General features: G+C 72.7%; 12 protein-coding genes, 3 rRNA genes and 1 pseudogene. 5 read left to right on the plus strand and 11 right to left on the minus strand.

Going from position 1 to position 23,144, the window contains the following annotated elements; genetic code table 11:
• Positions 1 to 106: 106 nt before the first annotated feature.
• From GC089_RS13110 to glgB, 3 genes and pseudogenes are all read left to right on the plus strand, one after another.
• Entirely contained in the window at positions 107 to 2,461 is a 2,355-nt protein-coding gene (locus GC089_RS13110; RefSeq protein ID WP_230684799.1) for a glycoside hydrolase family 2 protein, read from the plus strand.
• A 142-nt stretch (positions 2,462 to 2,603) separates the two neighbouring features.
• Positions 2,604 to 3,458, plus strand: a complete 855-nt coding sequence (locus GC089_RS13115; RefSeq protein ID WP_230684800.1) for a LacI family DNA-binding transcriptional regulator — start codon at positions 2,604 to 2,606, stop codon at positions 3,456 to 3,458.
• A 62-nt stretch (positions 3,459 to 3,520) separates the two neighbouring features.
• Positions 3,521 to 5,700: pseudogene (glgB, locus tag GC089_RS13120) on the plus strand (1,4-alpha-glucan branching protein GlgB); the annotation flags it as partial.
• A 532-nt stretch (positions 5,701 to 6,232) separates the two neighbouring features.
• Here glgB and rrf read toward each other — a convergent pair.
• The 7 genes from rrf to GC089_RS13150 all read right to left on the minus strand — a co-directional run bounded on the left by rrf (position 6,233) and on the right by GC089_RS13150 (position 16,421).
• A 5S ribosomal RNA gene (gene rrf / locus GC089_RS13125) occupies positions 6,233 to 6,349 on the minus strand.
• 81 nt (positions 6,350 to 6,430) lie between these two features.
• Positions 6,431 to 9,538, minus strand: a 23S ribosomal RNA gene (locus tag GC089_RS13130).
• Positions 9,539 to 10,037: 499 nt separating this feature from the next.
• Positions 10,038 to 11,560 (minus strand): 16S ribosomal RNA (locus GC089_RS13135).
• The 16S, 23S and 5S rRNA genes sit together here, the layout of an rRNA operon.
• A 789-nt stretch (positions 11,561 to 12,349) precedes the next feature.
• Complete coding sequence (locus tag GC089_RS13140; RefSeq protein ID WP_155378035.1) at positions 12,350 to 13,291, minus strand: tetratricopeptide repeat protein; 942 nt, start codon at positions 13,289 to 13,291, stop codon at positions 12,350 to 12,352.
• Positions 13,292 to 13,387: 96 nt separating this feature from the next.
• Positions 13,388 to 14,266 (minus strand): hypothetical protein, encoded by an 879-nt coding sequence (locus GC089_RS13145; protein ID WP_230685293.1) that lies wholly within the window; start codon positions 14,264 to 14,266, stop codon positions 13,388 to 13,390.
• On the minus strand, positions 14,263 to 14,406 hold the full coding sequence (locus GC089_RS19195; RefSeq protein WP_230685294.1) for a hypothetical protein: 144 nt from the start codon (positions 14,404 to 14,406) through the stop codon (positions 14,263 to 14,265). Before GC089_RS19195 ends, GC089_RS13145 begins: the two co-directional genes overlap by 4 nt.
• On the minus strand, positions 14,403 to 16,421 hold the full coding sequence (locus GC089_RS13150) for a hypothetical protein (RefSeq protein WP_155378036.1): 2,019 nt from the start codon (positions 16,419 to 16,421) through the stop codon (positions 14,403 to 14,405). The genes GC089_RS19195 and GC089_RS13150 overlap by 4 nt, the downstream gene beginning before the upstream one ends.
• Positions 16,422 to 16,697: 276 nt before the next feature.
• On the opposite strand from GC089_RS13150, the gene GC089_RS13155 reads away from it, so the two are divergent.
• Positions 16,698 to 18,935 (plus strand): hypothetical protein, encoded by a 2,238-nt coding sequence (locus GC089_RS13155; protein ID WP_230684801.1) that lies wholly within the window; start codon positions 16,698 to 16,700, stop codon positions 18,933 to 18,935.
• 9 nt (positions 18,936 to 18,944) lie between these two features.
• On the plus strand, positions 18,945 to 19,391 hold the full coding sequence (locus tag GC089_RS13160; protein ID WP_155378037.1) for a hypothetical protein: 447 nt from the start codon (positions 18,945 to 18,947) through the stop codon (positions 19,389 to 19,391).
• 72 nt (positions 19,392 to 19,463) lie between these two features.
• Here the strand turns inward: GC089_RS13160 and GC089_RS13165 are convergent, their stop codons facing one another.
• The 4 genes from GC089_RS13165 to GC089_RS13180 form a co-directional block, all read right to left on the minus strand.
• A complete protein-coding gene (locus GC089_RS13165; RefSeq protein ID WP_155378038.1) occupies positions 19,464 to 20,210 on the minus strand; it encodes an alpha/beta fold hydrolase in 747 nt (248 codons plus the stop codon).
• Between the two features lie 38 nt (positions 20,211 to 20,248).
• Positions 20,249 to 21,148 (minus strand): HAD family hydrolase, encoded by a 900-nt coding sequence (locus tag GC089_RS13170; RefSeq protein ID WP_155378039.1) that lies wholly within the window; start codon positions 21,146 to 21,148, stop codon positions 20,249 to 20,251.
• The gene (locus GC089_RS13175) at positions 21,145 to 21,447 is read right to left on the minus strand and encodes a hypothetical protein (RefSeq protein WP_155378040.1); all 303 of its coding nucleotides are present in this window, start codon (positions 21,445 to 21,447) and stop codon (positions 21,145 to 21,147) included. The genes GC089_RS13170 and GC089_RS13175 overlap by 4 nt, the downstream gene beginning before the upstream one ends.
• Before the next feature lie 97 nt (positions 21,448 to 21,544).
• Positions 21,545 to 22,996, minus strand: coding sequence for a GH1 family beta-glucosidase (locus GC089_RS13180; protein WP_155378041.1), 1,452 nt, complete (start codon positions 22,994 to 22,996; stop codon positions 21,545 to 21,547).
• Positions 22,997 to 23,144: the final 148 nt, after the last annotated feature.

The following is a 23,144-nucleotide window of genomic DNA, read 5'->3' on the forward strand; positions in this document are numbered from 1 at the left end:
CGGCGGGCTGCGGGTCCGCGTCCCCGGCACGTCGCACACGCACCTGCTCGACGCCGGGCTCGTCGACGACCCGTACGTCGACGACAACGAGCGCCGGCTCGCGTGGATGCGGCACGTCGACTGGGCGTACGAGCGCGAGCTCGTCCTCGACCTGCCGGCCGCCGACGAGCGGGTCGACCTCGTGCTGGAGGGCGTGGACACGGTCGGCACCGTGCTGCTCGACGGTGAGGAGGTGCTCCGCACGCGCAACATGCACCGCTCGTACCGGGTCGACCTGCGCGACCGCGTGCGACCGGCGACGCAGCGGCTGCGCGTCGAGGTCGCGTCGGCCCTCGCGCACGCCGAGTCGGAGGCGGCCCGGCTCGGGCCGCGGCCGCTCGCCTACCCGCAGCCGTTCAACATGGTGCGCAAGATGGCGTGCTCCTTCGGCTGGGACTGGGGGCCGGACCTGCAGACCGCGGGGCTCTGGCGACCGGTGCGCGTCGAGCGCTGGCGCACCGCCCGGCTCGCCGGCGTGCGTCCGCTCGTCACCGTGGACCCCGACGGGACCGGCGTCGTGACGCTGCACGTCGACGTCGAGCGGTCCGGCCTGCCCGGTGGCGACGTCCCGCTCGTCGTGCGCGCCGCCGTCGCGGGCGTCGACGCCGTCGCACGGGTCGACGCGGGCGCCACCGGCGCCGTGCTGCGGCTGGAGGTGCCGCACGTCCCGCTGTGGTGGCCGGTCGGCCACGGAGCGCAGCCGCTGCACGCGCTCACGGTCGAGCTGCGCGCCGCCGACCTCGGCGCACCGGCCGCCGCCCGCGGCACCGGCCCCGCGCTCGGCACCTGGACCCGCCGGATCGGCTTCCGCACGGTCGAGCTCGACACGTCGCCGGACGAGGCCGGCACCGGGTTCACGCTGCGCGTCAACGGCCGTCCCGTCTTCGTCAAGGGCGCCAACTGGATCCCCGACGACCACCTGCTGACGCGGCTGACGCGTGCCCGCGTCGCGCGCCGGCTCGACCAGGCCCTCGGCGCGCACCTGAACCTCCTGCGGGTGTGGGGCGGCGGCGTGTACGAGTCGGAGGACTTCTACGAGCTGTGCGACGAGCGCGGGCTGCTCGTCTGGCAGGACTTCCTGCTGGCCTGCGCGGCGTACCCGGAGGAGCAGCCGCTGCGCGACGAGATCGAGGCGGAGGCCCGCGAGCACGTCGCGCGGCTCACCCCGCACCCCTCCCTCGTGCTGTGGAACGGCGGCAACGAGAACCTGTGGGGCCACGAGGACTGGGGCTGGAAGGACGAGCTCGACGGGCGCACGTGGGGCCGGGCGTACGCGCTCGAGGTCCTGCCCGCGGTCGTCGCCGAGCTCGACCCCACGCGCCCCTACGTGGCGAACAGCCCGACCTCCCCCGGCTTCGACCCCGACGACGTCCACCCCAACGACCCCGACCACGGCACCCACCACCAGTGGGAGGTCTGGAACCGGGTGGACTACCGCGTCTACCGCGACGAGGTCCCCCGGTTCTGCTCGGAGTTCGGCTTCCAGGGCCCGCCGACGTGGGCGACGCTGCGGCGCGCGGTCCGCGACGAGCGGGGCGACGTCGCGGGCAAGAAGCACCCGACCTTCCTGCTGCACCAGAAGGCGGACGACGGCAACGGCAAGCTCGACCGTGGCATGGCACCCCACCTCGGCGTCCCCGACGACTTCGTCGACTGGCACTGGGCTGCACAGCTCAACCAGGCCCGGGCGATCCGGTTCGCGGTCGAGCACTACCGGTCGTGGTGGCCCACGACCGCCGGCGCGGTCGTGTGGCAGCTCAACGACTGCTGGCCGGTGACCTCGTGGGCGGCGGTCGACGGGGACGAGCGGCCCAAGCCGCTCTGGTACGCGATGCGCGCCGCGTTCGCCGAGCGCCTCGTCACCGTGCAGCCGCGGGAGGGCCGTGACGCGCTCGTGGCCGTGAACGACACCCCCACCCTGTGGAAGGGCGTCGCGCGCCTCGAGCGGCAGCGCCTGGACGGCACCGTCCTCGCGGCCGCCGACCTGCCGCTCACGGTCGGGGCGTGGTCGGTCGGCACGTTCGCGCTGGCCGAGCGCCTGCGCACCCCCGTCGACCCGGCGCGCGAGGTGCTCGTGGTGACGCTCGACCACGCGCGCACGGTGCACACGTGGGTCGAGGACGTCGACCTCGACCTGGACCCGCAGCCGCTCGACGCCACGGCCACCCCGACGCAGGACGGGTTCGAGGTCGAGGTCGTCGCCCGCTCGCTCGCCCGGGACGTGACCCTCCTCGTCGACCACGTGGACCCGCAGGCCCGTGTCGACGACGCCCTGGTGACGCTGCCGGCGGGCGCGCGGGCGCGGTTCCGGGTGCGCACCGCGGCGCCGCTCGACCCGCGCGACCTGCTGCGTGCACCGGTCCTGCGCACCGCCAACGACGTCGTCGTGCCCGCACGGCACGGCGCCGCCGTCGGCCGGTGAGCGCGTGGCCGGCCGCGCGCCGGCAGTAGGGCATCGCCCGGTCGGCGGTGCGGCCGGCGGTGCGGACGGCGGTGCGGGGGGCGGTGCGGACGGCGGTGCGAGGGGCACGGGCGGCGGGACGGCGGCCACTACGCTGACGGGCGTGACCCAGGGCTCGGACGCGATCGGCCTCGTGCTGGCCCGCCCGGCCCGCATGCTCGGGCTCGAGCCGTTCTTCATGGAGCTCATCGCGGGCATCGAGGAGACGCTCTCGACCGACGGGCGCTCGCTGCTGCTGCACGTCGTGCCCGACCACGACGCCGAGATCCGCGCCTACCGGCGGTGGGGCGAGGGCGGTCTCGTCGACGCGGTCGTGCTCGTGAACATCGTGCAGGACGACCCCCGGCTGGCGGTGCTGCGCGAGCTCGCCATCCCGACCGTCGTCGTCGGCGGCCCGGACCGCGACCTGCGGGACGTCGCGCACGTGTGGATCGACAACGGCCAGGCCATGCGCGACGCGGTCGGCTACCTCGTCGGCCTCGGGCACATGACGATCGGGCGCGTGTCGGGGCCGGCGACGCTCACGCACACGCAGGTCCGCACGGTCGCCTTCCTCGAGGAGTGCGACGCGCTGGGTGCGCGGGGCGTCGTCCTGGAGGGCGACTACGGCGAGGAGTCGGGCACGCGCTGCACGCGCGCGCTGCTCGGGCGGGGCAACGGCAACGCGCCGTCGGCGATCGTGTACGACAACGACGTCATGGCGGTCGCCGGCATCGGCGTCGCGCACGAGCTGGGGCTGGCCGTGCCGCGGGACGTCTCCCTGCTCGCGTGGGACGACTCCGCGCTGTGCCGCCTCGCCCACCCGCCCCTGTCGGCGATGAGCCTCGACGTGCACGCGATGGGCGTGCAGGTCGCGGACTCCGTCCTCAACCTCCTCGCGTCGGGGCACCCGACGACGTCGACCGCCCCGCTGCCCCGCCTGGTGGCCCGCGGCAGCACCGCGCGCCGCCGGCCCTGACCCCTCGCCGCACGTTCTCGCCCCCACCTGCGAGGACGTGCGTGCAGTGGTTGGGTAAGCACATGAGTGCGGCTGCCCCCACCCCCGTCCCCGTCGACGCCGGCACGCTCCGCGCCGTCGCGAGCGGTACCCACTACGACCCGCACGGTGTGCTCGGCCCGCACGTGGGGACGGGGGCGTCACGATCCGGACCCTGCGCCCGATGGCGGACGGCGTCGTCGTGGTCACGCGCGACGCCCGCGTCGAGGCGCGGCACGAGCAGGACGGCGTGTGGGTGGCGGTGCTGCCCGGCACGGAGGTCCCGGACTACCGCCTCGAGGTCACGTACGACGGGTGGCCGGGAACCGTCGACGACCCGTACCGCTTCCTGCCGACCGTCGGCGAGCTCGACCGCCACCTCGTCCGGGAAGGGCGGCACGAGCAGCTGTGGCGCGTGCTCGGCGCGAACATCCACACCTACCCCGGCACCCTCGGCGAGGTCACGGGCACGGCCTTCGCCGTGTGGGCGCCCAACGCGCGGGCCGTGCGCGTGGTCGGCGACTTCAACCACTGGCAGGGCGCCACGCACGCGATGCGCTCGCTCGGCGACACCGGGGTGTGGGAGATCTTCGTGCCGGGCGTCGGCGCGGGCGCCCGGTACAAGTTCGAGATCCTCGGCGCCGACGGGTCCTGGCGGCAGAAGGCCGACCCGATGGCGAAGGCGACCGAGGTCCCGCCGGCGACGGCGTCCGTCGTGGTGGAGTCCACGTTCACGTGGAGTGACGACGAGTGGCTCGCGCACCGCGGGTCGCACGACCCGCACGCCGGACCGGTGAGCATCTACGAGGTGCACCTGGGGTCGTGGCGCAAGGGCCTGTCCTACCGGGACCTGGCCCACCAGCTCACGGACTACGTCGTCGAGATGGGCTTCACGCACGTCGAGCTGCTGCCCGTGTCCGAGCACCCCTTCGGCGGCTCGTGGGGCTACCAGGTGTCGTCGTACTACGCCCCGACGGCGCGATTCGGGCACCCCGACGACTTCCGCTACCTCGTCGACTGCCTGCACCGCGCCGGGATCGGCATCATCCTCGACTGGGTCCCGGCGCACTTCCCGAAGGACGAGTGGGCGCTGGCGCAGTTCGACGGCACGCCGCTGTACGAGCACCCGGACCCGCTGCTCGGCGAGCACCCGGACTGGGGCACCTACGTGTTCAACTTCGGCCGTGCCGAGGTGCGCAACTTCCTCGTCGCGAACGCCACCTACTGGCTCGAGGAGTTCCACGTCGACGGCCTGCGCGTCGACGCGGTCGCCTCGATGCTCTACCTCGACTACTCGCGTCAGCCCGGCCAGTGGCGCCCGAACGTCTACGGCGGGCGGGAGAACCTCGAGGCGATCTCGTTCCTCCAGGAGGCCAACGCCACGTCGTACCGGCGCACGCCGGGGATCATGATGATCGCGGAGGAGTCGACGGCCTGGCCGGGCGTCACCGCGCCGACCTCGGGCAACGGCCTGGGATTCGGTCTCAAGTGGAACATGGGCTGGATGAACGACACCCTGCGCTACCTGCGCGAGGAGCCGATCAACCGTCGCTACCACCACCACGAGATCACGTTCTCGCTCGTGTACGCGTACTCCGAGCACTTCGTCCTGCCGATCAGCCACGACGAGGTCGTGCACGGCAAGGGCTCCCTGTACGGGCGCATGCCGGGCGACCACTGGCAGAAGCTCGCCGGAGTCCGCGCCCTGCTGACGTACCAGTGGACGCACCCCGGCAAGCAGCTGCTGTTCATGGGGCAGGAGTTCGCGCAGCAGGGCGAGTGGGCGGAGGCGCGCTCTCTCGACTGGTTCGCCCTCGACGACCACGCGCACGCGGGCGTCCGTCGTGCGGTGCAGGACCTGAACGCCCTGTACCGGCAGACGCCGGCGCTGTGGCAGCTCGACCACACGCCCGACGGCTTCGAGTGGCTCGCGTCCGACGAGGCCGACCTCAACCTGCTCGCGTACCTGCGCAAGGGCACGGACTCACCCGCCGTCGCGGTGGTGGTCAACTTCGCCGGCGTGCCGCACGAGGGCTTCCGTCTCCCGCTCCCGCACGGCGGCCGCTGGCGCGAGGCCTTCAACTCCGACGCCGCGGAGTACGGCGGCTCCGGTGTCGGCAACCTGGGCGGCGTCGACGCCGAGCCGGTCGAGCACTACAGCCGGGCGTACTCCGCCTCCGTGCGCGTGCCCCCGCTCGGTGCCGTCGTCTTCGTCGCCGAGGAGCTGGTGCCGGGCAGCACGGGCGACGCGAGCGCCCCCGACCCGGAGGAGGTCGACGCGGCACGCACGGCGGCGGTGGCCACCGTGGCCGACCCGGCGACCGGGCCCGCGCCCGCCGCCGGCACCGTCCTCGGCACCGGACCGGACCTGGACGCGGCCCCCGAGGCACCCGAGCAGGGCTGACGGGCGCAGCACCTCGAGCACGACGGGGCCCCGCACGCTGCGGCGTGCGGGGCCTTCTCGTGCGCGCACCGGGGAGCACCGTGGCGGCGCCGCCCCCCTCTTCCGGGCGGTTCTCTCGCCCTGTCGCCGCGCCGCGTCGTCCGGTGGCCTGGACGACCGGGCCCTCGTGCAGCCGGCGTCGTGGCGGCCGCGACCGCGTCCTCCTGCGCCCGTGCGCGGGCGCACCTCCTGCCGTGCCGGCGGTTGCTGGCGGCGCCCGCGCGGTGCGGAAGGGCCGGTCGGCGCGCGGGCGAAAGGTGCCGGGAATGCACGAAGGCCCACCCGGTGTCGGGTGGGCCTTCGTGGAATGGTTGTCCGGCGGCGTCCTACTCTCCCACACCCTGGCGAGTGCAGTACCATCGGCGCTGAAGGGCTTAGCTTCCGGGTTCGGAATGGGACCGGGCGTTTCCCCTTCGCTATGACCGCCGTAACACGGTCGAGATTGTCAAGCAGGTCGTGGACCCGTTGATTTCTCGGGAACCGCACAGTGGACGCGTAGCAAAGAATGAAGTGTGTCAAGTTGTCGGCTTATTAGTACCGGTCAGCTGCGGCAGTCGTTGGTCCTGCCTTCCACATCCGGCCTATCTACCCAGTGGTCTATCTGGGAGCCTCTCACCCCGAAGGGCGTGGAAACCTCATCTTGAAGCAGGCTTCCCGCTTAGATGCTTTCAGCGGTTATCCCTTCCGAACGTAGCCAACCAGCCGTGCTCCTGGCGGAACAACTGGCACACCAGAGGTTCGTCCGTCCCGGTCCTCTCGTACTAGGGACAGCCCTTCTCAAGTTTCCTGCGCGCGCAGCGGATAGGGACCGAACTGTCTCACGACGTTCTAAACCCAGCTCGCGTACCGCTTTAATGGGCGAACAGCCCAACCCTTGGGACCTACTCCAGCCCCAGGATGCGACGAGCCGACATCGAGGTGCCAAACCATGCCGTCGATATGGACTCTTGGGCAAGATCAGCCTGTTATCCCCGGGGTACCTTTTATCCGTTGAGCGACGGCGCTTCCACAAGCCACCGCCGGATCACTAGTTCCGACTTTCGTCCCTGCTCGACCTGTCAGTCTCACAGTCAAGCTCCCTTGTGCACTTGCACTCGCCACCTGATTGCCAACCAGGCTGAGGGAACCTTTGAGCGCCTCCGTTACATTTTAGGAGGCAACCGCCCCAGTTAAACTACCCACCAGGCACTGTCCCTGATCCGGATCACGGACCGAGGTTAGATGTCCAGAGCGACCAGAGTGGTATTTCAACGATGACTCCACCGACACTGGCGTGCCGGCTTCACAGTCTCCCACCTATCCTACACAAGCCGCACCGAACACCAATACCAAGCTATAGTAAAGGTCCCGGGGTCTTTCCGTCCTGCTGCGCGTAACGAGCATCTTTACTCGTAGTGCAATTTCGCCGAGTTCGCGGTTGAGACAGCGGAGAAGTCGTTACGCCATTCGTGCAGGTCGGAACTTACCCGACAAGGAATTTCGCTACCTTAGGATGGTTATAGTTACCACCGCCGTTTACTGGGGCTTAAATTCTGAGCTTCGCACTTGCGTGCTGACCCGTCCTCTTAACCTTCCAGCACCGGGCAGGCGTCAGTCCGTATACATCGTCTTGCGACTTCGCACGGACCTGTGTTTTTAGTAAACAGTCGCTTCTCCCTGGTCTCTGCGGCCCTCCACGCTTCCCGGGCGAACCGGTACACGCTTGAGGCCCCCCTTCTCCCGAAGTTACGGGGCATTTTGCCGAGTTCCTTAACCACGATTCTCTCGATCGCCTTGGTATTCTCTACCTGACCACCTGAGTCGGTTTGGGGTACGGGCGGCTAGAACCTCGCGTCGAGGCTTTTCTTGGCAGCATAGGATCACCCATTTCCCGCATACGCGGTACCCGTCGGTTCTCAGGCTACGTGAGGTGCGGATTTGCCTGCACCTCGCCCTACGGCCTTGGACGTGGACTACCATCGCCACGCTGGGCTACCTTCCTGCGTCACCCCTGTTAACACGCTTACCTACTACCGGTTCGGGTCCCGTGCTCCCCGGTGCGGTGTCCCCGAAGGGACGGTGCACCGGCTCGGACGGTCAGCATCACCGGGCTCGGTATGGGCGGTTCTTCGCCGGTACGGGAATATCAACCCGTTGTCCATCGACTACGCCTGTCGGCCTCGCCTTAGGTCCCGACTTACCCAGGGCGGATTAGCCTGGCCCTGGAACCCTTGGTCATTCGGCGGACGGGTTTCTCACCCGTCTTTCGCTACTCATGCCTGCATTCTCACTCGTGTGGGCTCCACCACTGGGTTCCCCCGCGGCTTCACCGCCCACACGACGCTCCCCTACCCATCCACACGACTGAACCACGAAGGCTTGTCACGATGTGTGAATGCCACAGCTTCGGCGGTGTGCTTGAGCCCCGCTACATTGTCGGCGCGGAATCACTTGACCAGTGAGCTATTACGCACTCTTTCAAGGGTGGCTGCTTCTAAGCCAACCTCCTGGTTGTCTGTGCAACTCCACATCCTTTCCCACTTAGCACACGCTTAGGGGCCTTAGCTGGTGGTCTGGGCTGTTTCCCTCTCGACTACGGAGCTTATCCCCCGCAGTCTCACTGCCACGCTCTGGCTTACCGGCATTCGGAGTTTGGCTAACGTCAGTAACCTGGTGGGGCCCATCGGCTATCCAGTAGCTCTACCTCCGGCAAGAAACACGTGACGCTGCACCTAAATGCATTTCGGGGAGAACCAGCTATCACGAAGTTTGATTGGCCTTTCACCCCTAACCACAGGTCATCCCCCAGGTTTTCAACCCTGGTGGGTTCGGGCCTCCACGCGGTCTTACCCGCGCTTCACCCTGCCCATGGCTAGATCACTTCGCTTCGGGTCTAGAGCACGCGACTGACACGCCCTGTTCGGACTCGCTTTCGCTACGGCTTCCCCACACGGGTTAACCTCGCCACGTACCACTAACTCGCAGGCTCATTCTTCAAAAGGCACGCCGTCACCCCTGCTAAGGAGGCTCCGACGGATTGTAGGCACACGGTTTCAGGTACTATTTCACTCCCCTCCCGGGGTACTTTTCACCTTTCCCTCACGGTACTTGTCCGCTATCGGTCACCAGGTAGTATTTAGGCTTACACAGTGGTCTGTGCAGATTCACTCCGGGTTTCTCGGGCCCGGAGCTACTTGGGATCCCCATCGGGAGGCCACGCCATTTCGTCTACGGGGGTACCACCCTCTGTGCCGGGCCTTTCAATGCCCTTCGACTATGACGCGACTTTCTGACTCCCTGCTGACACGGCAGTATCAGCTGACGGGTCCCACAACCCCGCACGTGCAACGCCTGCCGGCTTGAACACACGCACGGTTTGGCCTGATCCGCTTTCGCTCGCCACTACTCACGGAATATCTCTTCCTGCCGGTACTGAGATGTTTCACTTCCCGGCGTTCCCTCCACGCACCCTATATATTCAGGTGCGGGTCACCACACATGACTGTGGCGGGGTTTCCCCATTCGGACATCCTCGGATCACGGTTCGTTTGCCAACTCCCCGAGGCTTATCGCAGGCTACTACGTCCTTCTTCGGCTCCTGGTGCCAAGGCATCCACCCTGTGCCCTTATAAACTTGACCACAAAGATCATTCAAAGATGCTCGCGTCCACTGTGCAGTTCTCAAGCAACCACCGGACCCCGCCGGCACCAGGCACGCCTACCCCCACACACCACTGGCGTGCACAGGCGGTTCGACACCCACCGACAGACCCGAAGGCCCACCCAGCCCACCACCCGACCCCCACCCCGGCACAACACCAGGACCAGGACCCGCAGCAGCAGACCTTCGCGACCCCGAAGCAACACCCCGACAAGCGGGCTGTTCCCTCAGGACCCAACAGCGTGCCAGGCCGACCCCACCACCAGCAGACCAACCGTTCCCTCCCCCACCACACCCCCAGGAAGACAAGCTCCCCAGCAGCACGACGAGGCGTACTAGGCCATCTGCCAGCGCGAAGCCGGCCGTAGTCGACGTTCCACCCTCGAGCACCACCCCCCACACACTGGCGGTGGAGGCATGGGCCTGGACACCCACCCACACCCATGACAGGCGCAGGCACGTGCCAGATGCTCCTTAGAAAGGAGGTGATCCAGCCGCACCTTCCGGTACGGCTACCTTGTTACGACTTAGTCCTAATCGCCAGTCCCACCTTCGACGGCTCCCCCCTCAAAGAGGTTGGGCCACCGGCTTCGGGTGTTACCGACTTTCATGACTTGACGGGCGGTGTGTACAAGGCCCGGGAACGTATTCACCGCAGCGTTGCTGATCTGCGATTACTAGCGACTCCGACTTCATGGGGTCGAGTTGCAGACCCCAATCCGAACTGAGACCGGCTTTTTGGGATTCGCTCCACCTCGCGGTATCGCAGCCCTTTGTACCGGCCATTGTAGCATGCGTGAAGCCCAAGACATAAGGGGCATGATGATTTGACGTCATCCCCACCTTCCTCCGAGTTGACCCCGGCAGTCTCCCATGAGTCCCCGGCATAACCCGCTGGCAACATGGGACGAGGGTTGCGCTCGTTGCGGGACTTAACCCAACATCTCACGACACGAGCTGACGACAACCATGCACCACCTGTGCACCGACCTTGCGGGGCACCCATCTCTGAGTGTTACCGGTGCATGTCAAGCCTTGGTAAGGTTCTTCGCGTTGCATCGAATTAATCCGCATGCTCCGCCGCTTGTGCGGGCCCCCGTCAATTTCTTTGAGTTTTAGCCTTGCGGCCGTACTCCCCAGGCGGGGCACTTAATGCGTTTGCTGCGGCACGGAATCCGTGGAATGGACCCCACACCTAGTGCCCAACGTTTACGGCATGGACTACCAGGGTATCTAATCCTGTTCGCTCCCCATGCTTTCGCTCCTCAGCGTCAGTTGCGGCCCAGTGACCTGCCTTCGCCATCGGTGTTCCTCCTGATATCTGCGCATTCCACCGCTACACCAGGAATTCCAGTCACCCCTACCGCACTCTAGTCTGCCCGTACCCACTGCAAGCCCCAGGTTGAGCCTGAGGTTTTCACAGCAGACGCGACAAACCGCCTACGAGCTCTTTACGCCCAATAATTCCGGACAACGCTTGCGCCCTACGTATTACCGCGGCTGCTGGCACGTAGTTAGCCGGCGCTTCTTCTGCAGGTACCGTCACTTGCGCTTCTTCCCTGCTGAAAGAGGTTTACAACCCGAAGGCCGTCATCCCTCACGCGGCGTCGCTGCATCAGGCTTGCGCCCATTGTGCAATATTCCCCACTGCTGCCTCCCGTAGGAGTCTGGGCCGTGTCTCAGTCCCAGTGTGGCCGGTCGCCCTCTCAGGCCGGCTACCCGTCGTCGCCTTGGTAGGCCATCACCCCACCAACAAGCTGATAGGCCGCGAGCCCATCCCCCACCGATAAATCTTTCCAGACGCTCCAGATGCCCGGGCGCCTCGTATCCAGTATTAGACCTCGTTTCCAAGGCTTATCCCAGAGTGGAGGGCAGGTTGCTCACGTGTTACTCACCCGTTCGCCACTGATCCGGTCAGCAAGCTGACCTTCACCGTTCGACTTGCATGTGTTAAGCACGCCGCCAGCGTTCGTCCTGAGCCAGAATCAAACTCTCCGTAAATGTCACACGCCACCCACCAGGCGAACCCGGCAGGCAACAGACACACAAAGAAACCCCACACGAAGCAGGGCCGAAACTGGTCTCTACCCCAGACCATCACCACGGGGACGCGGATCACGATCTGGGCTCGACACCAAACAAATGGCATCGACTACTTGGCACACTGTTGAGTTCTCAAGGAACAGACGCTCATCCTCGATCCACCCTCTCGGGCTTCCCGCAGGAGGCTCATCCAGTTTAGCGGAGCATTTCTCGTGCCCTGTCCACCGTGGTGGCCGGTCCCGAGCTCCGCCGACGTCTGCCTCGACCAGCAGGTGAGGCTGCGTGTTCCCGCCACGAGTCGTGGCGTCCTTCGCAGTCCCGCCTGCCCGGAGGCAACCGTTCTAACTTAGCGATCCCGTCCCGCTCGGTCAAGTCCCGCGTCGCGCTCCCCGTGCGGGGTACCCGCGACGCTCGGACCAGCCGGGCGCACCAACCGCTCCCGGGCGCTCCTCGACACCGGCGCGAAGCCGGTGCTGTGGAAGTCCGGGGACCGTCCCGCGGGACCGTCCACCGGGTCGTGCTGACCTGGTGTCCGTTCCTCCCTGCCGGGCGGCCTCGAGTAAGTTACGCAGCCCCCCGCAGCGATGCAAGTCGCCGACGCGCGTCCTGCGTCACACCGTCGGTCGCCCGGGGAGACCCGCGCCCGCGGCGCCCCGACGCCCTCGCCGTGGGCACACCGTCCGCCGGTCGCACCCGCTCCGCCGGCTCGCGGTTCTCCTCGCGGTTCTCCCGGACGGCCTGCCGGCCTCAGTACAGCGCCGACGCCAGCGCCCGCCGCGCCGCGGCCACCCGCGGGTCCTCCGGCCCGACCACCTCGAAGAGCTCGACGAGGCGCTGGCGGACCCGCTCGCGCTCGTCGCCGCGCGTGCGGCGCACGACGTCGACGAGCCGGGCGAACGCGTCCTCCACGGCGCCCCCGTAGACGTCGAGGTCGGCGACGGCCAGCTGCGCGTCCACGTCCGCCGGGTCGGCGGCGGCCGCCTCGCGGACCGTCCGCAGGTCCAGCCCCGCCGTGCGCTCCATGAGGCCGACCTGCGCGAGCCCGGCGCGTGCCAGGTCGTCACGGGGGTTCTCGCGCAGCGCCTGCTCGTACGCCTGGCGCGCGGCCGGGAGGTCGTCCCGCTCGATCGCGTCGTACGCGGCCTGGTGCAGCGGCGGGAGCGCCGGCTCGGGCTCGGGCTGCGGCGCCGCGGTCGCGTCGGCCGGTGCCACCCGGCCCGTGATGCCGTTGGCCTCGGCCGCGGCGAGCAGCTGGTCCAGCACCGCGCGGACCTGCTCGCGCGGGTAGGCGCCCTGGAACAGCGGCAGCGGCTGCCCGGCGAGCACCGCGACGACCGTCGGCACGGACTGCGCCTGGAAGGCCGCGGCGACCTGCGGGTTGGCCTCGGCGTCGACACGCGCGAGCAGCCACCGGCCCCCGTCCTCGTCGGCGAGCGCGGCGAGGTCGGCGACAACCTGCTGGCTCACCTCGCTCCAGGACGCCCAGAGGGCGACGACCACGGGGTGCTGCGTCGAGGCCTGGACGACGTCGCCGAAGGTGGACTGGTCGACGTCCCGCACCCACGACGTGGCCACCGGCAGACCACCGGGGGCTCCCGGCGGCGGCGTGGCGGGACGTGCCAGGGCGGACAGGTCGACGGCACCACGCACGTCCAGCCGCGGGCGCGGCTGGGGCGACTGCTGCGACATCACGAGCTCCTCGGTTCGGGTCGGCGGACGGTCACGGGACCAGTGTCGGGGACGCGGGTGCCGCTCCGGGCGCACCCGGGCGGCGGCGGGCGGACGTCACTGCGCCGCTGCGGACGTCACGACGTGCTCGGCCGCCAGGACCTGGGCCTGGGCGCCGCTGTCCGCGGGCGGGACGTACACCACCAGCACGCCGGTGAAGACGCGGCTGAAGCTGGTGCCCGCCGTGGACACGCCTCCCGCGAGCGCGGCGTAGAACGGCTCCACCGGGATCGTCGCCCCGCCTGTGAGCGTGACCGTCGACGTCGTCGTCAGCTCCGTCACGACGAGGGCACCGCCGTCCGCCGTCCCGAGGGTCACCACCGGGGCGGCCGCGGCCACGTACGTCTCGCTGAGGCCGCCGGCACCCGCGCCCTGCAGGCTCGTCGCCAGCGTGTTGCGCGACTGCTCCACGGCGGCACGGAAGCTGTCGGGCTGGAACGTCGCCGCGTGCGCCGACGCGTCGCCGTTGGTCAGGACGTCGGCGTACCGCGCCCCGACCTCCGCCGGCGGCACGAGCAGGCCCCCCTCGTCGGGCGCGAGGACGGGGCTGCCCTCCTCGGGCGCGGCGGTCGGCGGCATCTGCACGCCCTGCAGCAGGCGCGCCCAGCCCCAGAGCTTGTAGGGCTCGCGCGCGGACGCCTGCTGCAGCACGAGCACGCGCGGCGCCTGCAGGTCGTCCGGCTGCTCGGAGACGACGAGCTGGGTGCGGGGCCAGGTGTCGGTCTCGGGCACCACGAGAGCCTGCTCGTCGACGGGCAGCGCGGTGGGCGGGCGCGCGCCGGCCGTGGCGGTCGCCCACACGTACTCGGCGGTGCGCGTAGCGAGTGCCGGCCCCACGAGCCGCGCCGGCAGGCCGGTGGGGTCCGACGCCGCGTCGGCCGCCGCGAGGACCTCGCCGACCGAGGCCAGCACGCGCTGCGTCTGGTCCACGGTCACGGCGGGGGCGGGACGGCGGGCTCGGGCTCGGGGCTGGGCTCGGGAAGGGGCGCGGCGCACCCCGTCAGCGCGAGCGCGGCGGCGACGACGACGGCCGGCCGTACCCCCCGGGTGGCGCGGCGGCGCTGGTCGCGGGTCATCGGCCCTCCTCACGGTCGGTGCGGTCGTCGGTGCGGTCGTCGGTGCGGTCGCTCGCGGCGTCGGACGGCAGCGGGGGCAGCCCCCAGGCGCGGCGCCAGGCGTCGGCGCGCGACGAGGCGTCCTGCGCGGCCGGTGCGTCCGCGGGTCGGTGCGTGGGCCGGTCCGTGGGCGGCCGACCGGGAGCGCCCGCGCCACCGGCCTGGCCCGGGTCGCGCACCCAGGCGGGGCGGGCCGTCGGCGCCCCTGCGCCCGGGGCCTGCCGGCCCGGGTGGTCCGGGTGCGACGCACCAGGGGCCGACGAGAGCGCGCCCGGCGGCGGCGGCACGGGCGTCCACCCCTGCCGGCCGCCGGCCGCTGCCGACGACGGGTCCGTGGGCCCGCCGGGCGACGGCACCGGACCGCGCGTGCCCGACGGCGGCGGCGCGGCGGGGCCGCGCGTCCCGGAGCGCGAGGGCGGGGTCCCGCCGGGAGGGCCGACCCGGCGCGGGCTCGGCGCCCCGGGCCCCGGGGCGTCCGGGGAGCCGGGCCCGGCCGGTGCGCCGGGCAGCCAGGCCGGACGTGCCGTGCCGGGCGTCCGCGGTCCGGCCGGCGCAGCACCGGTGGCCGACGGGCCCTGCGGCGTCGCGGACGCCGGGGAGCGGGGGTCGGCGCCCTGCGCGCCGCCCGTGCGCGCGCCCGGGACCTGCGTGCCGGGCGGCACGGGAGCGCCCGGGCCCGCCGGGGCGTGCGCGCCGCCGGGACGCCCGGGCGTCCCCGGGCGCGGAGCCCACGCGGTCGGTCCGCCGGTCCGGGCGGCGGCCGCGTCGGGGCGCTCCGTCGTGGGCACGGGGCCGCGGGCGGGCGCGTCGTCCCGGGTGGGAGCCGCCGCGGACGGCGCGTCCGGGCGCACCTCGCCCCGCGCGGACCGCTCCTGGGTCTCCCCGCCACGGCGCACCAGCCCGCGCAGCGCGCTCCGGGTCGCGGCGACCGCGCCGGCGGCAGCGTCGGCCGCCGGCGTCTGCGGCGAGGTGGCGGGCAGCGACGTCGTCGCGGTCGCGTCGGCGGCACGGGTACCGACGTCGGCCGGACCGCCCGCGCCGGCGGTCCGCGGCGGCGCCGGCGCCGGGTGCTCGGGCCCGGGTCGGTCAGCGCCGGGCCGGTCGTGCGTCGCCGCCACGGCGGGCGTCGACTCGTCGCGCGCGGCCCGCACGCCGGCGTCGAGCGCGGCACCGCGCTCCCGCAGCTCGCGCAGCTGGCGCCGCGTGAGCTGCACGGGTGCGCCGTCGGCGTCGACGACCGGCAGCGGTCCGGTGAGCACCGGGGTCCACTCCGGCTCCGGCCGCCGCCGGGCGCGCAGCACGTCCCGCGCGAGCAGGGCCAGCGCCGCGAGCAGCAGGAGCGACCCGACGACCACGCACGGCACGAGCCACGGTGTGGTCACCTCCTGCGGCCAGGCCAGGGAGAGCCGCGAGGGCGCCTCGCCCGTGCCGACGGCCAGCACGCTCCACCGTCCGGGCTGGGCCTGCCACGTCAGCTCCGCCTCCCCGGCCCCCGACGTCTCCGCGACCCACAGGTCCGAGCCCGTGGGGTCGGGGACGGCGGCCGCCGCGGCGTCCGCGCCCTCGTCCGCACCCGGTGCGGGCGCGGCCGGGTCCACGGGCTCGGTGGCCGCGTCGGCCGGTGCGGACGCCGAGGGCTCCGCCGTCGGGCCGGGGCCGTCCGCGACCGCGAGCTCGTGCCAGTCCGCGAGGCCGGTCACACGCTGGTGCGGGTCGGTGCCGACCCAGCCGGTGACGTCGGTGTCGCGGCCGACGGCGAGCACGACCGGCTGGTCGTCCTCGGCCTCGACGCGCACCGTCACCTCGGTGGCCGCGAGCTCGAGCACGCCCGGGTCCGTGACCAGGACGTGCTCGTCCCCGACGACGGTGGCGACGAGCACGTCGTCGGCGCGCCAGAGGGTCGCCGAGGCGACGCCGAGGGCGATCACGACGACGCCGACGACGCCGACCAGGGCGACCAGCAGTCGCTTGAGCACGCAGGATCCTCTCGCCGACGAACGATCCAGGATAGGCCGGGAGGTGCCGGACCGGGCGAACCGGGACGGGTCGGCCCGGGACGGGCCGTCGCGTCCGGGGCCGTGAGCGGCGCCCGACGGACGTCCGGCGGTCCCCCGACCGGACGCGCCCGACGCACCCCCGCGGCCCTGGCCCGGGGCCCGTCCACGCGTATCCTGGCCCCGGAGCACCGGCCCCGCCGAGGACGTCCTCGGCCATCCGCGACCGCCGGGCCCCCACCCCTGGAGGATGCCCCCGTGCCCGATGCCCGGACCCCGTTCCCCGTCGTCAGCTTCCGCGGCTACGACCGCGAGGCCGTCGACCAGGCCGTCGCGTCGCTCGAGCAGGCGCTCGCCGAGGCCCGTGCGCGCGTCGAGGCGCTGGACGCCGAGAAGCTGCAGGTCGCGGGTGAGCTGTCCGAGGCGAAGCGCCACCTGCGGGAGGCCGAGCGCCCGACGTACTCGGGGCTCGGGTCGCGGATCGAGCAGCTGCTGCGCTCGGCCGAGGAGCAGTCCTCCGACGTCGTCTCGCAGGCGAACGCGCAGGCCGCGGACGCCCTGGCGCGCGCGAAGCTCGCGGCCGGCCAGCTGCGCGCGCGGGCGGAGAACGAGGTGGCGGAGCTGCTCGCGACGGCGCGCCGCGAGGCCGAGGAGGTGCGCACGACCGCCGCCGCCGAGGCGGAGAGCGCCCTGCTCGCCGCACAGCGGCGCGCGGAGGAGCTGGTCGGGTCCGCCGAGCGCGAGGCCGCGCGCATCCAGAGCGCGATCACGACCGAGGAGAGCGAGCGCCGCACCTCGCTCGAGCGCGAGCTCGGCACGCTGCGGGCGCGCGTGGAGAACGAGGCGACGCAGCTGCGCGTCGCGACCGAGCGCACCGCGACCGAGCTGCGCAGCCGCACCGAGGCGGAGACCGCCGCGCTGCGGGAGGAGGCCGAGCGCTACGCGCAGGACCTGCGCCAGAGCGCCGACGAGGACACGACCGAGCTGCGCCAGCGCACCGAGGCGGAGGCGGCCCAGCTGCGCGGCGACGCGGAGCGGTACGCCGCACGCGTGCGGTCGGAGACGAGCGCCGAGGTCGCCGCGTGGCGCCAGCGCGCGGCGGAGGAGACGACGGCGCTGCGCGCGGCCGCCGCCGAGTACGCGGACGCGACGCGCGCGGCTGCGGACCGCGACGCGGCCGCGCTGCAGCAGCGTGTGACGGCCGAGGTCACGGCCCTGCGGACCGAGGCCGAGCAGTACGCCGCGTACGTGCGCGCCACCGCCGAGCGGGAGGCCGCGGAGCTGCGGGCGACCGCGTCCGACGAGGTCGCGCGGATGCGTGCGGAGGCCGAGGACGCGGTCGCGACGCTGCGCACGGAGTCCGAGCAGTACGCCGCCCAGCTGCGCGCCCTGGCGGACCGGGAGACGAGCGAGCTGCGCGAGCGCACGCAGCACGAGACCGCGCACCTGCGGGAGACGACCCAGCGCGAGACCGACGACCTGCGGGAGACGACCGAGCGCGAGGCCGCCGAGGTGCGTGCCGCGGCGGAGCGCGAGGCCCGCGAGCTGCGCGAGCGCACGCGGCTCGAGGTCGACCGGCTGCAGACGGAGTCGCGCCGCGCGATCGCGGAGGCCGTCGCGCACGCCCGTGCGCGCGCCGACGAGCTCGTGCGTGCGGCCGAGCAGCAGCTGGCCGACGCCGAGCTGGCCATCGCCTCGCAGCACGAGATCGCCGAGCGCCAGGACGCCGAGCGGCACGACGCCGCACGCGCCGAGACCGAGCGGCTCGTCGCGGACGCGGAGGCGCACGCGGCGGAGGCCGAGGAGCGCGTCGCCAAGGCGCTCGCCCACGCCGAGAAGGTGCGCACCGACGCCGAGCGGCAGGCGGCCGAGCTGCTGTCGCAGGCGCGCCGCAACGCGGACCGGGTCGTGGCCGAGGCCCGCGAGCACGCCGAGAAGCAGCTGTCGGACGCGCTCACCGAGGCCGAGCGCGAGCGCACGACCGCCGCGCGCCAGGTCGAGGACCTGCACCGCCAGCGCGAGTCGATCACGTCGTACCTCGACGAGCTGCGCAACCTGCTCGGCACGAACCCCGACCGTGCGGCGCTCGAGCAGGCCGGCCGGATCGAGGCGGCGTTCCGCAAGGAGCAGGAGCAGGAGCAGCAGTCGCGCGCCCAGGCGCAGGACGGGCAGGAGGCGCCGCAGGAGCGCCGCCCGGCGGCCGCGGCCCGGCCGGCACCGTCCCGTCCCGCCCGCCCCGCGCGGGCGTCGAAGGCACGGCCCGCCCCCGTCTCCGCAGCGGTTCCGGTGGTGCCCTCCCCCGCGGCCGCCGGTGCGGCGCGCGGCGGGTCCGAGGACGCGGAGAGCGCGTCGACGCCGTCCGCCGGCGCCGCCGACGCCGCCCCGGGTCCGGACGGCGGCGACGCCGGCACGGACGCCACGCGCACCGACGGGACCGGCCGCGGGGCCGAGGCCGGGGACGCCCGGGCCGACCGTGACGACGCCGGCGCCCGCTGACGTCCGGCCGTGAGCGGGACGTCGCAGCCGCCCGCGGCGGACGGTGCGGCGAGCTGGCGCGAGCGGCGGCGCGAGGCGGCAGGTGCGCACGCCGAGGCGCTCGCGGCGCGGCAGCGCGCCGAGTCCGCGCGGGCGCGGGCGCTGATCGAGGAGTTCCTCGTGGCCGCGCGCGCCGGCGGTCCCGCGCCCGTGCCGCTGCACGTGCGCAGCTACGACGGGCGCGCGCGCTACCGCACGGGTCTGCAGGGCTGGTACCTGCGTCGCGACGAGACGGTCGGCGTCGGCACCGACGGCGCCTTCTACGTGCTGACGGCGCCCGCCAGCCTCTCGGCGCGGTTCCGCGGCGTGCGGCCGACGCCCCAGGACCCGCCGCTGGTGATCGGCGCGGGCGGCAAGGACGGGGAGTCGATCGACATGGCCGACGCGCTGCGCCGCGTGCTCGCGGGCGAGGCCTGAGGGCCACGGCCCCGGTCGTCCAGCCCGGTCGTCCAGCCCGGTCGTTCAGCCCGGTCGGTTCAGCCCGGTCGTTCAGCCCCGGTCGACGCGCTGCGCGAGCTCGGCCAGGGCGGCCGCGACCGACCCGGGGTCCTCGACCGCCGACAGGTGCCCGACGCGCGGCACCACGACGAGCTGGGCGTCCGCGACCCGCGCGAGCTCCTCGGCCGCGTCCACCCCGGTCACGGTGTCCTCGTCGCCGACGACCACCGTGACGGGACCGCGGTAGCGCCGCAGCACCTCCGTGCGGTCGACGCGTGCCGCCATGGCGCGCTGGCTCCAGGCCACGCGGGCCGGGGGCTGCGCGTCGATCCAGGCCGCCACGCGCTCGCCGACCTCCGGGCGCGCGGTCCGCGTCGTCTCCCCGAGCACGCTGCCGACCATGCCGCGCACGGCGTCGACGGTCCCGGAGCGCTCGACCTCGGCGGCGACGGCCAGCCGGCGCTCGCGCGCCTCGGGCGCGTCCGCGGTGGCCTTGGTGTCGACGAGCGCGAGGCCGGCGACGAGGTCCGGGTGCCGGTCGAGCAGCGCGAGGGCGACGTAGCCCCCCATCGACAGCCCGGCGACGACGGCGCGGCGCACGCCCGCCGCGGCGAGCTGGTCGGCGATGCGGTCGGCCGCGTCGTCGAGCGTCGGGCCCACCTCGGCGAGCCGGTCCGCGGACGTGGGGATCTCGGGCAGCAGCACGCGGCGCTCGCCGCCGAGCCGCGCCGCGACGTCGGTCCACATGCGGTGGTCGAGCGGGAATCCGTGCAGCAGGACGATCGGGGTGCCGGGCATGGGCGCTCCTCGGGTCTCGGGGGCCGTCTGCCCCGACCCTAACGACGCGGTCGCGGCGCGACGCGACGGGCGAGCGCGGCCGCGCGCTCGAGCAGCTGTGCGACGCCGTCCTCGGCGTGCGAGGGGACGACCTCGTCGACGGCGGCGCGCACCTGCGGGTGCGCGTTCGCCACGGCGAAGGAGCGGCCGGCCCACGTGAGCATCGGCAGGTCGTTGGGCGCGTCGCCGACGGCCCACACGTCCGCCGGGTCGACGCCGCGGCCCGCGGCCCACCGGGCGAGGGTCGCGGCCTTCGTGACGCCCGGGGCGGCGACCTCCCCCAGCAGCGCGGCCCCGGCGCCCGTCACGGACGTCGACACGTGGGCGAGGTCGCCGACGGCCCTCTGCAGGTCCGCGACGAACCCGTCCGGCCCGCCGGGGTGCGCGGGGCCGCTCGTGCGGACCAGGAGCTTGAGCGTCACCGGGTCGGCGACGTCCTCGACGCGGGCGGCGACGGGGCTGCCGGGGGGCTGCTCGTGCGCGGACGCGAAGCCGTGCTCGGCGGCGAAGCCGCGCGCGCTCTCGGCGGCGAGGTGCACGTGCGCCCCCCAGACCGCCCGCAGCCGTGCGGCGACCGCCGCGACGCGCGCACGCTCCATGCCGTGCTCCTCGAGCACGCGCTGCGCGCCGACGTCGACGACCGACGCGCCGTTGGCGCAGATCGCGACGCCGTGGCCGGCGACGTGGGCGGCGAGCTCGGTGAGCCAGCGGTGCGGTCGCGCGGTGACGAAGACGACGACGACACCGGCCTCGTCGCACGCCGCCAGCGCGTCGACGGTGCGGGGCGTCACGGTGCCGTCCGGTGCGAGGAGCGTCCCGTCGAGGTCGCTCGCGACGATCGCGGGCGGCCGCGGCGACGCCGCCCGTCCCGCCGGCACGGCCGGGCCGCGCGACGTCATCGCCGCGTCGGCCCGCGACGTCCGCGCGCCTGCCAGCACGACGCGTGCCAGTGCCGGCGGTCCTCGAGCCCGTCCCGCCACGTGTCGGTGCGCCACGCGACGACGTGCGCCGTGCCGGGCGGGACCACCTGGTCGCAGCCGGGGCAGCGGTACTCGCGGTCCGAGCCGCGCACGTGCTGCACGACCCACTCGCCGTCGGCTGCCGTCTCCGCCCGCCGACCGCCCGTGGCACGACCGACGTCGAGCGGGACGTGCTCGGCGCCGTAGGGGCGGCGGCTGGAGCGACGGCTGCGGGGCACGGGTCCATCCTCGCGCGTCGCGGCGGGCGGGACGCCCCGACGGCGACGGCCGGGCAGCGTGGCGCGTGCCACGCCGCCCGGCCGTCGGACCGGTGCGTCAGAGGGTCGCCGCGGACCCCGGGGTCGGGATGACGCCCGTGCGGACGAGCTCGCGGTACCAGCGGCCCGAGTCCTTCACGGTGCGCACCTGCGTGTCGTAGTCGACGTGCACGACGCCGAAGCGACGGTCGTAGCCGTACGCCCACTCGAAGTTGTCGAACAGGGACCAGACGAAGTAGCCGCGCACGTCCACGCCCTTGTCGCGGGCCTCGCCGACGGCGTCGATGTGGTCGTGCAGGTAGGCGACGCGGTCCGGGTCGTGCACGCGGCCGTCCTCGGAGACGGTGTCGTAGAACGCGGCGCCGTTCTCCGTCACGGCCAGCGGCAGCCCCGGGAAGCGCTCGTGCAGCTCGAGGAGCAGGTCGACGAGACCCTGCGGCTCGATGTTCCACCCCATCGCGGTGTGCGGGCCGGGCTGCGGCAGCCACTCGACGCGGTCGGCGCCGACCCAGGCGCTGACCTCCGACGACCGGTGCCCGTCGGGCCCCGGCGAGCCGTCGCCCTTCGGCGGGGTGCCGCGCTTGACGCGGCCGGTCGAGTAGTAGTTGACGCCCAGCACCGTGAGGGGCTGGTGGATGATCTCGAGGTCGCCGTCCTGCACGAACGACCAGTCGCTGATCGACGCGGTGTCGGCGAAGACGCGCTCCGGGTAGGCGCCCTGGAGCATGGGGCCGACGAAGACCTCGTTGGCGATGGTGTCGATCTGCTGCTTGGCGTCGACGTCCTCGGGGTCGTCGGACGCGGCGCGCGTGACGTGCAGGTTGAGCGTGACGGAGACGGGCGTGTCCGCACCGAGCTCCTCGCGCAGGGCACGGACCGCCAGGCCGTGGGCGAGGTTGAGGTGGTGCACGGCCGCGAGCGCGGCGGCCGCGTCCTGCACGCCGGGCGCGTGCACGCCCGAGCCGTAGCCGAGGAACGACGAGCACCACGGCTCGTTGAGCGTCGTCCACAGGTGGACCTTGTCGCCGAGGGCACGCGCGACGACGCGGGTGTACTCCTCGAACCGGTAGGCGGTCTCGCGGTTGGTCCAGCCGCCCGCGTCCTCGAGCGCCTGCGGCAGGTCCCAGTGGTAGAGCGTGACCACGGGCTTGATGCCGGCCGCGAGGAGGCGGTCGACGAGCTCGGTGTAGAACGCCAGACCCTCGGCGTTCGCCTCGCCGGAGGCGCCGGTCGGCTGGATGCGCGGCCAGGCGATGGAGAAGCGGTACGCCTGCAGGCCGAGGTCGGCCATGATCGCGACGTCCTGCTCGAGGCGGTGGTAGTGGTCGACGGCGACGTCGCCCGTGTCGCCGTTGAGGACCTTGCCGGGGGTGCGGGAGAACGTGTCCCAGATGGACGGGCCGCGCCCGCCCTCGTGCGCCGCGCCCTCGACCTGGTAGGAGGCGGTGGCGGAGCCCCAGAGGAAGTCCGCGGGGAACGGGCGGCCGGACGGCCGCGTGGTCTCGATCATGGGTGGCCCTTCGAGCTCGGTCCGGGCGTGGCCCGGTGCTGCGCAGCCTCGGTGCCGCGCGGGTCGAATCGATACGATACACGTCGTGGGATCGCTCCCGCACCCCTCGGGCACACGGGTGCGGCAGCACTCCGGGACGAGGGTCCCA

Origin of the sequence: Cellulomonas sp. JZ18 (assembly GCF_009720485.1) — a bacterium.
Classification (GTDB): Bacteria; Actinomycetota; Actinomycetes; order Actinomycetales; family Cellulomonadaceae; genus Cellulomonas.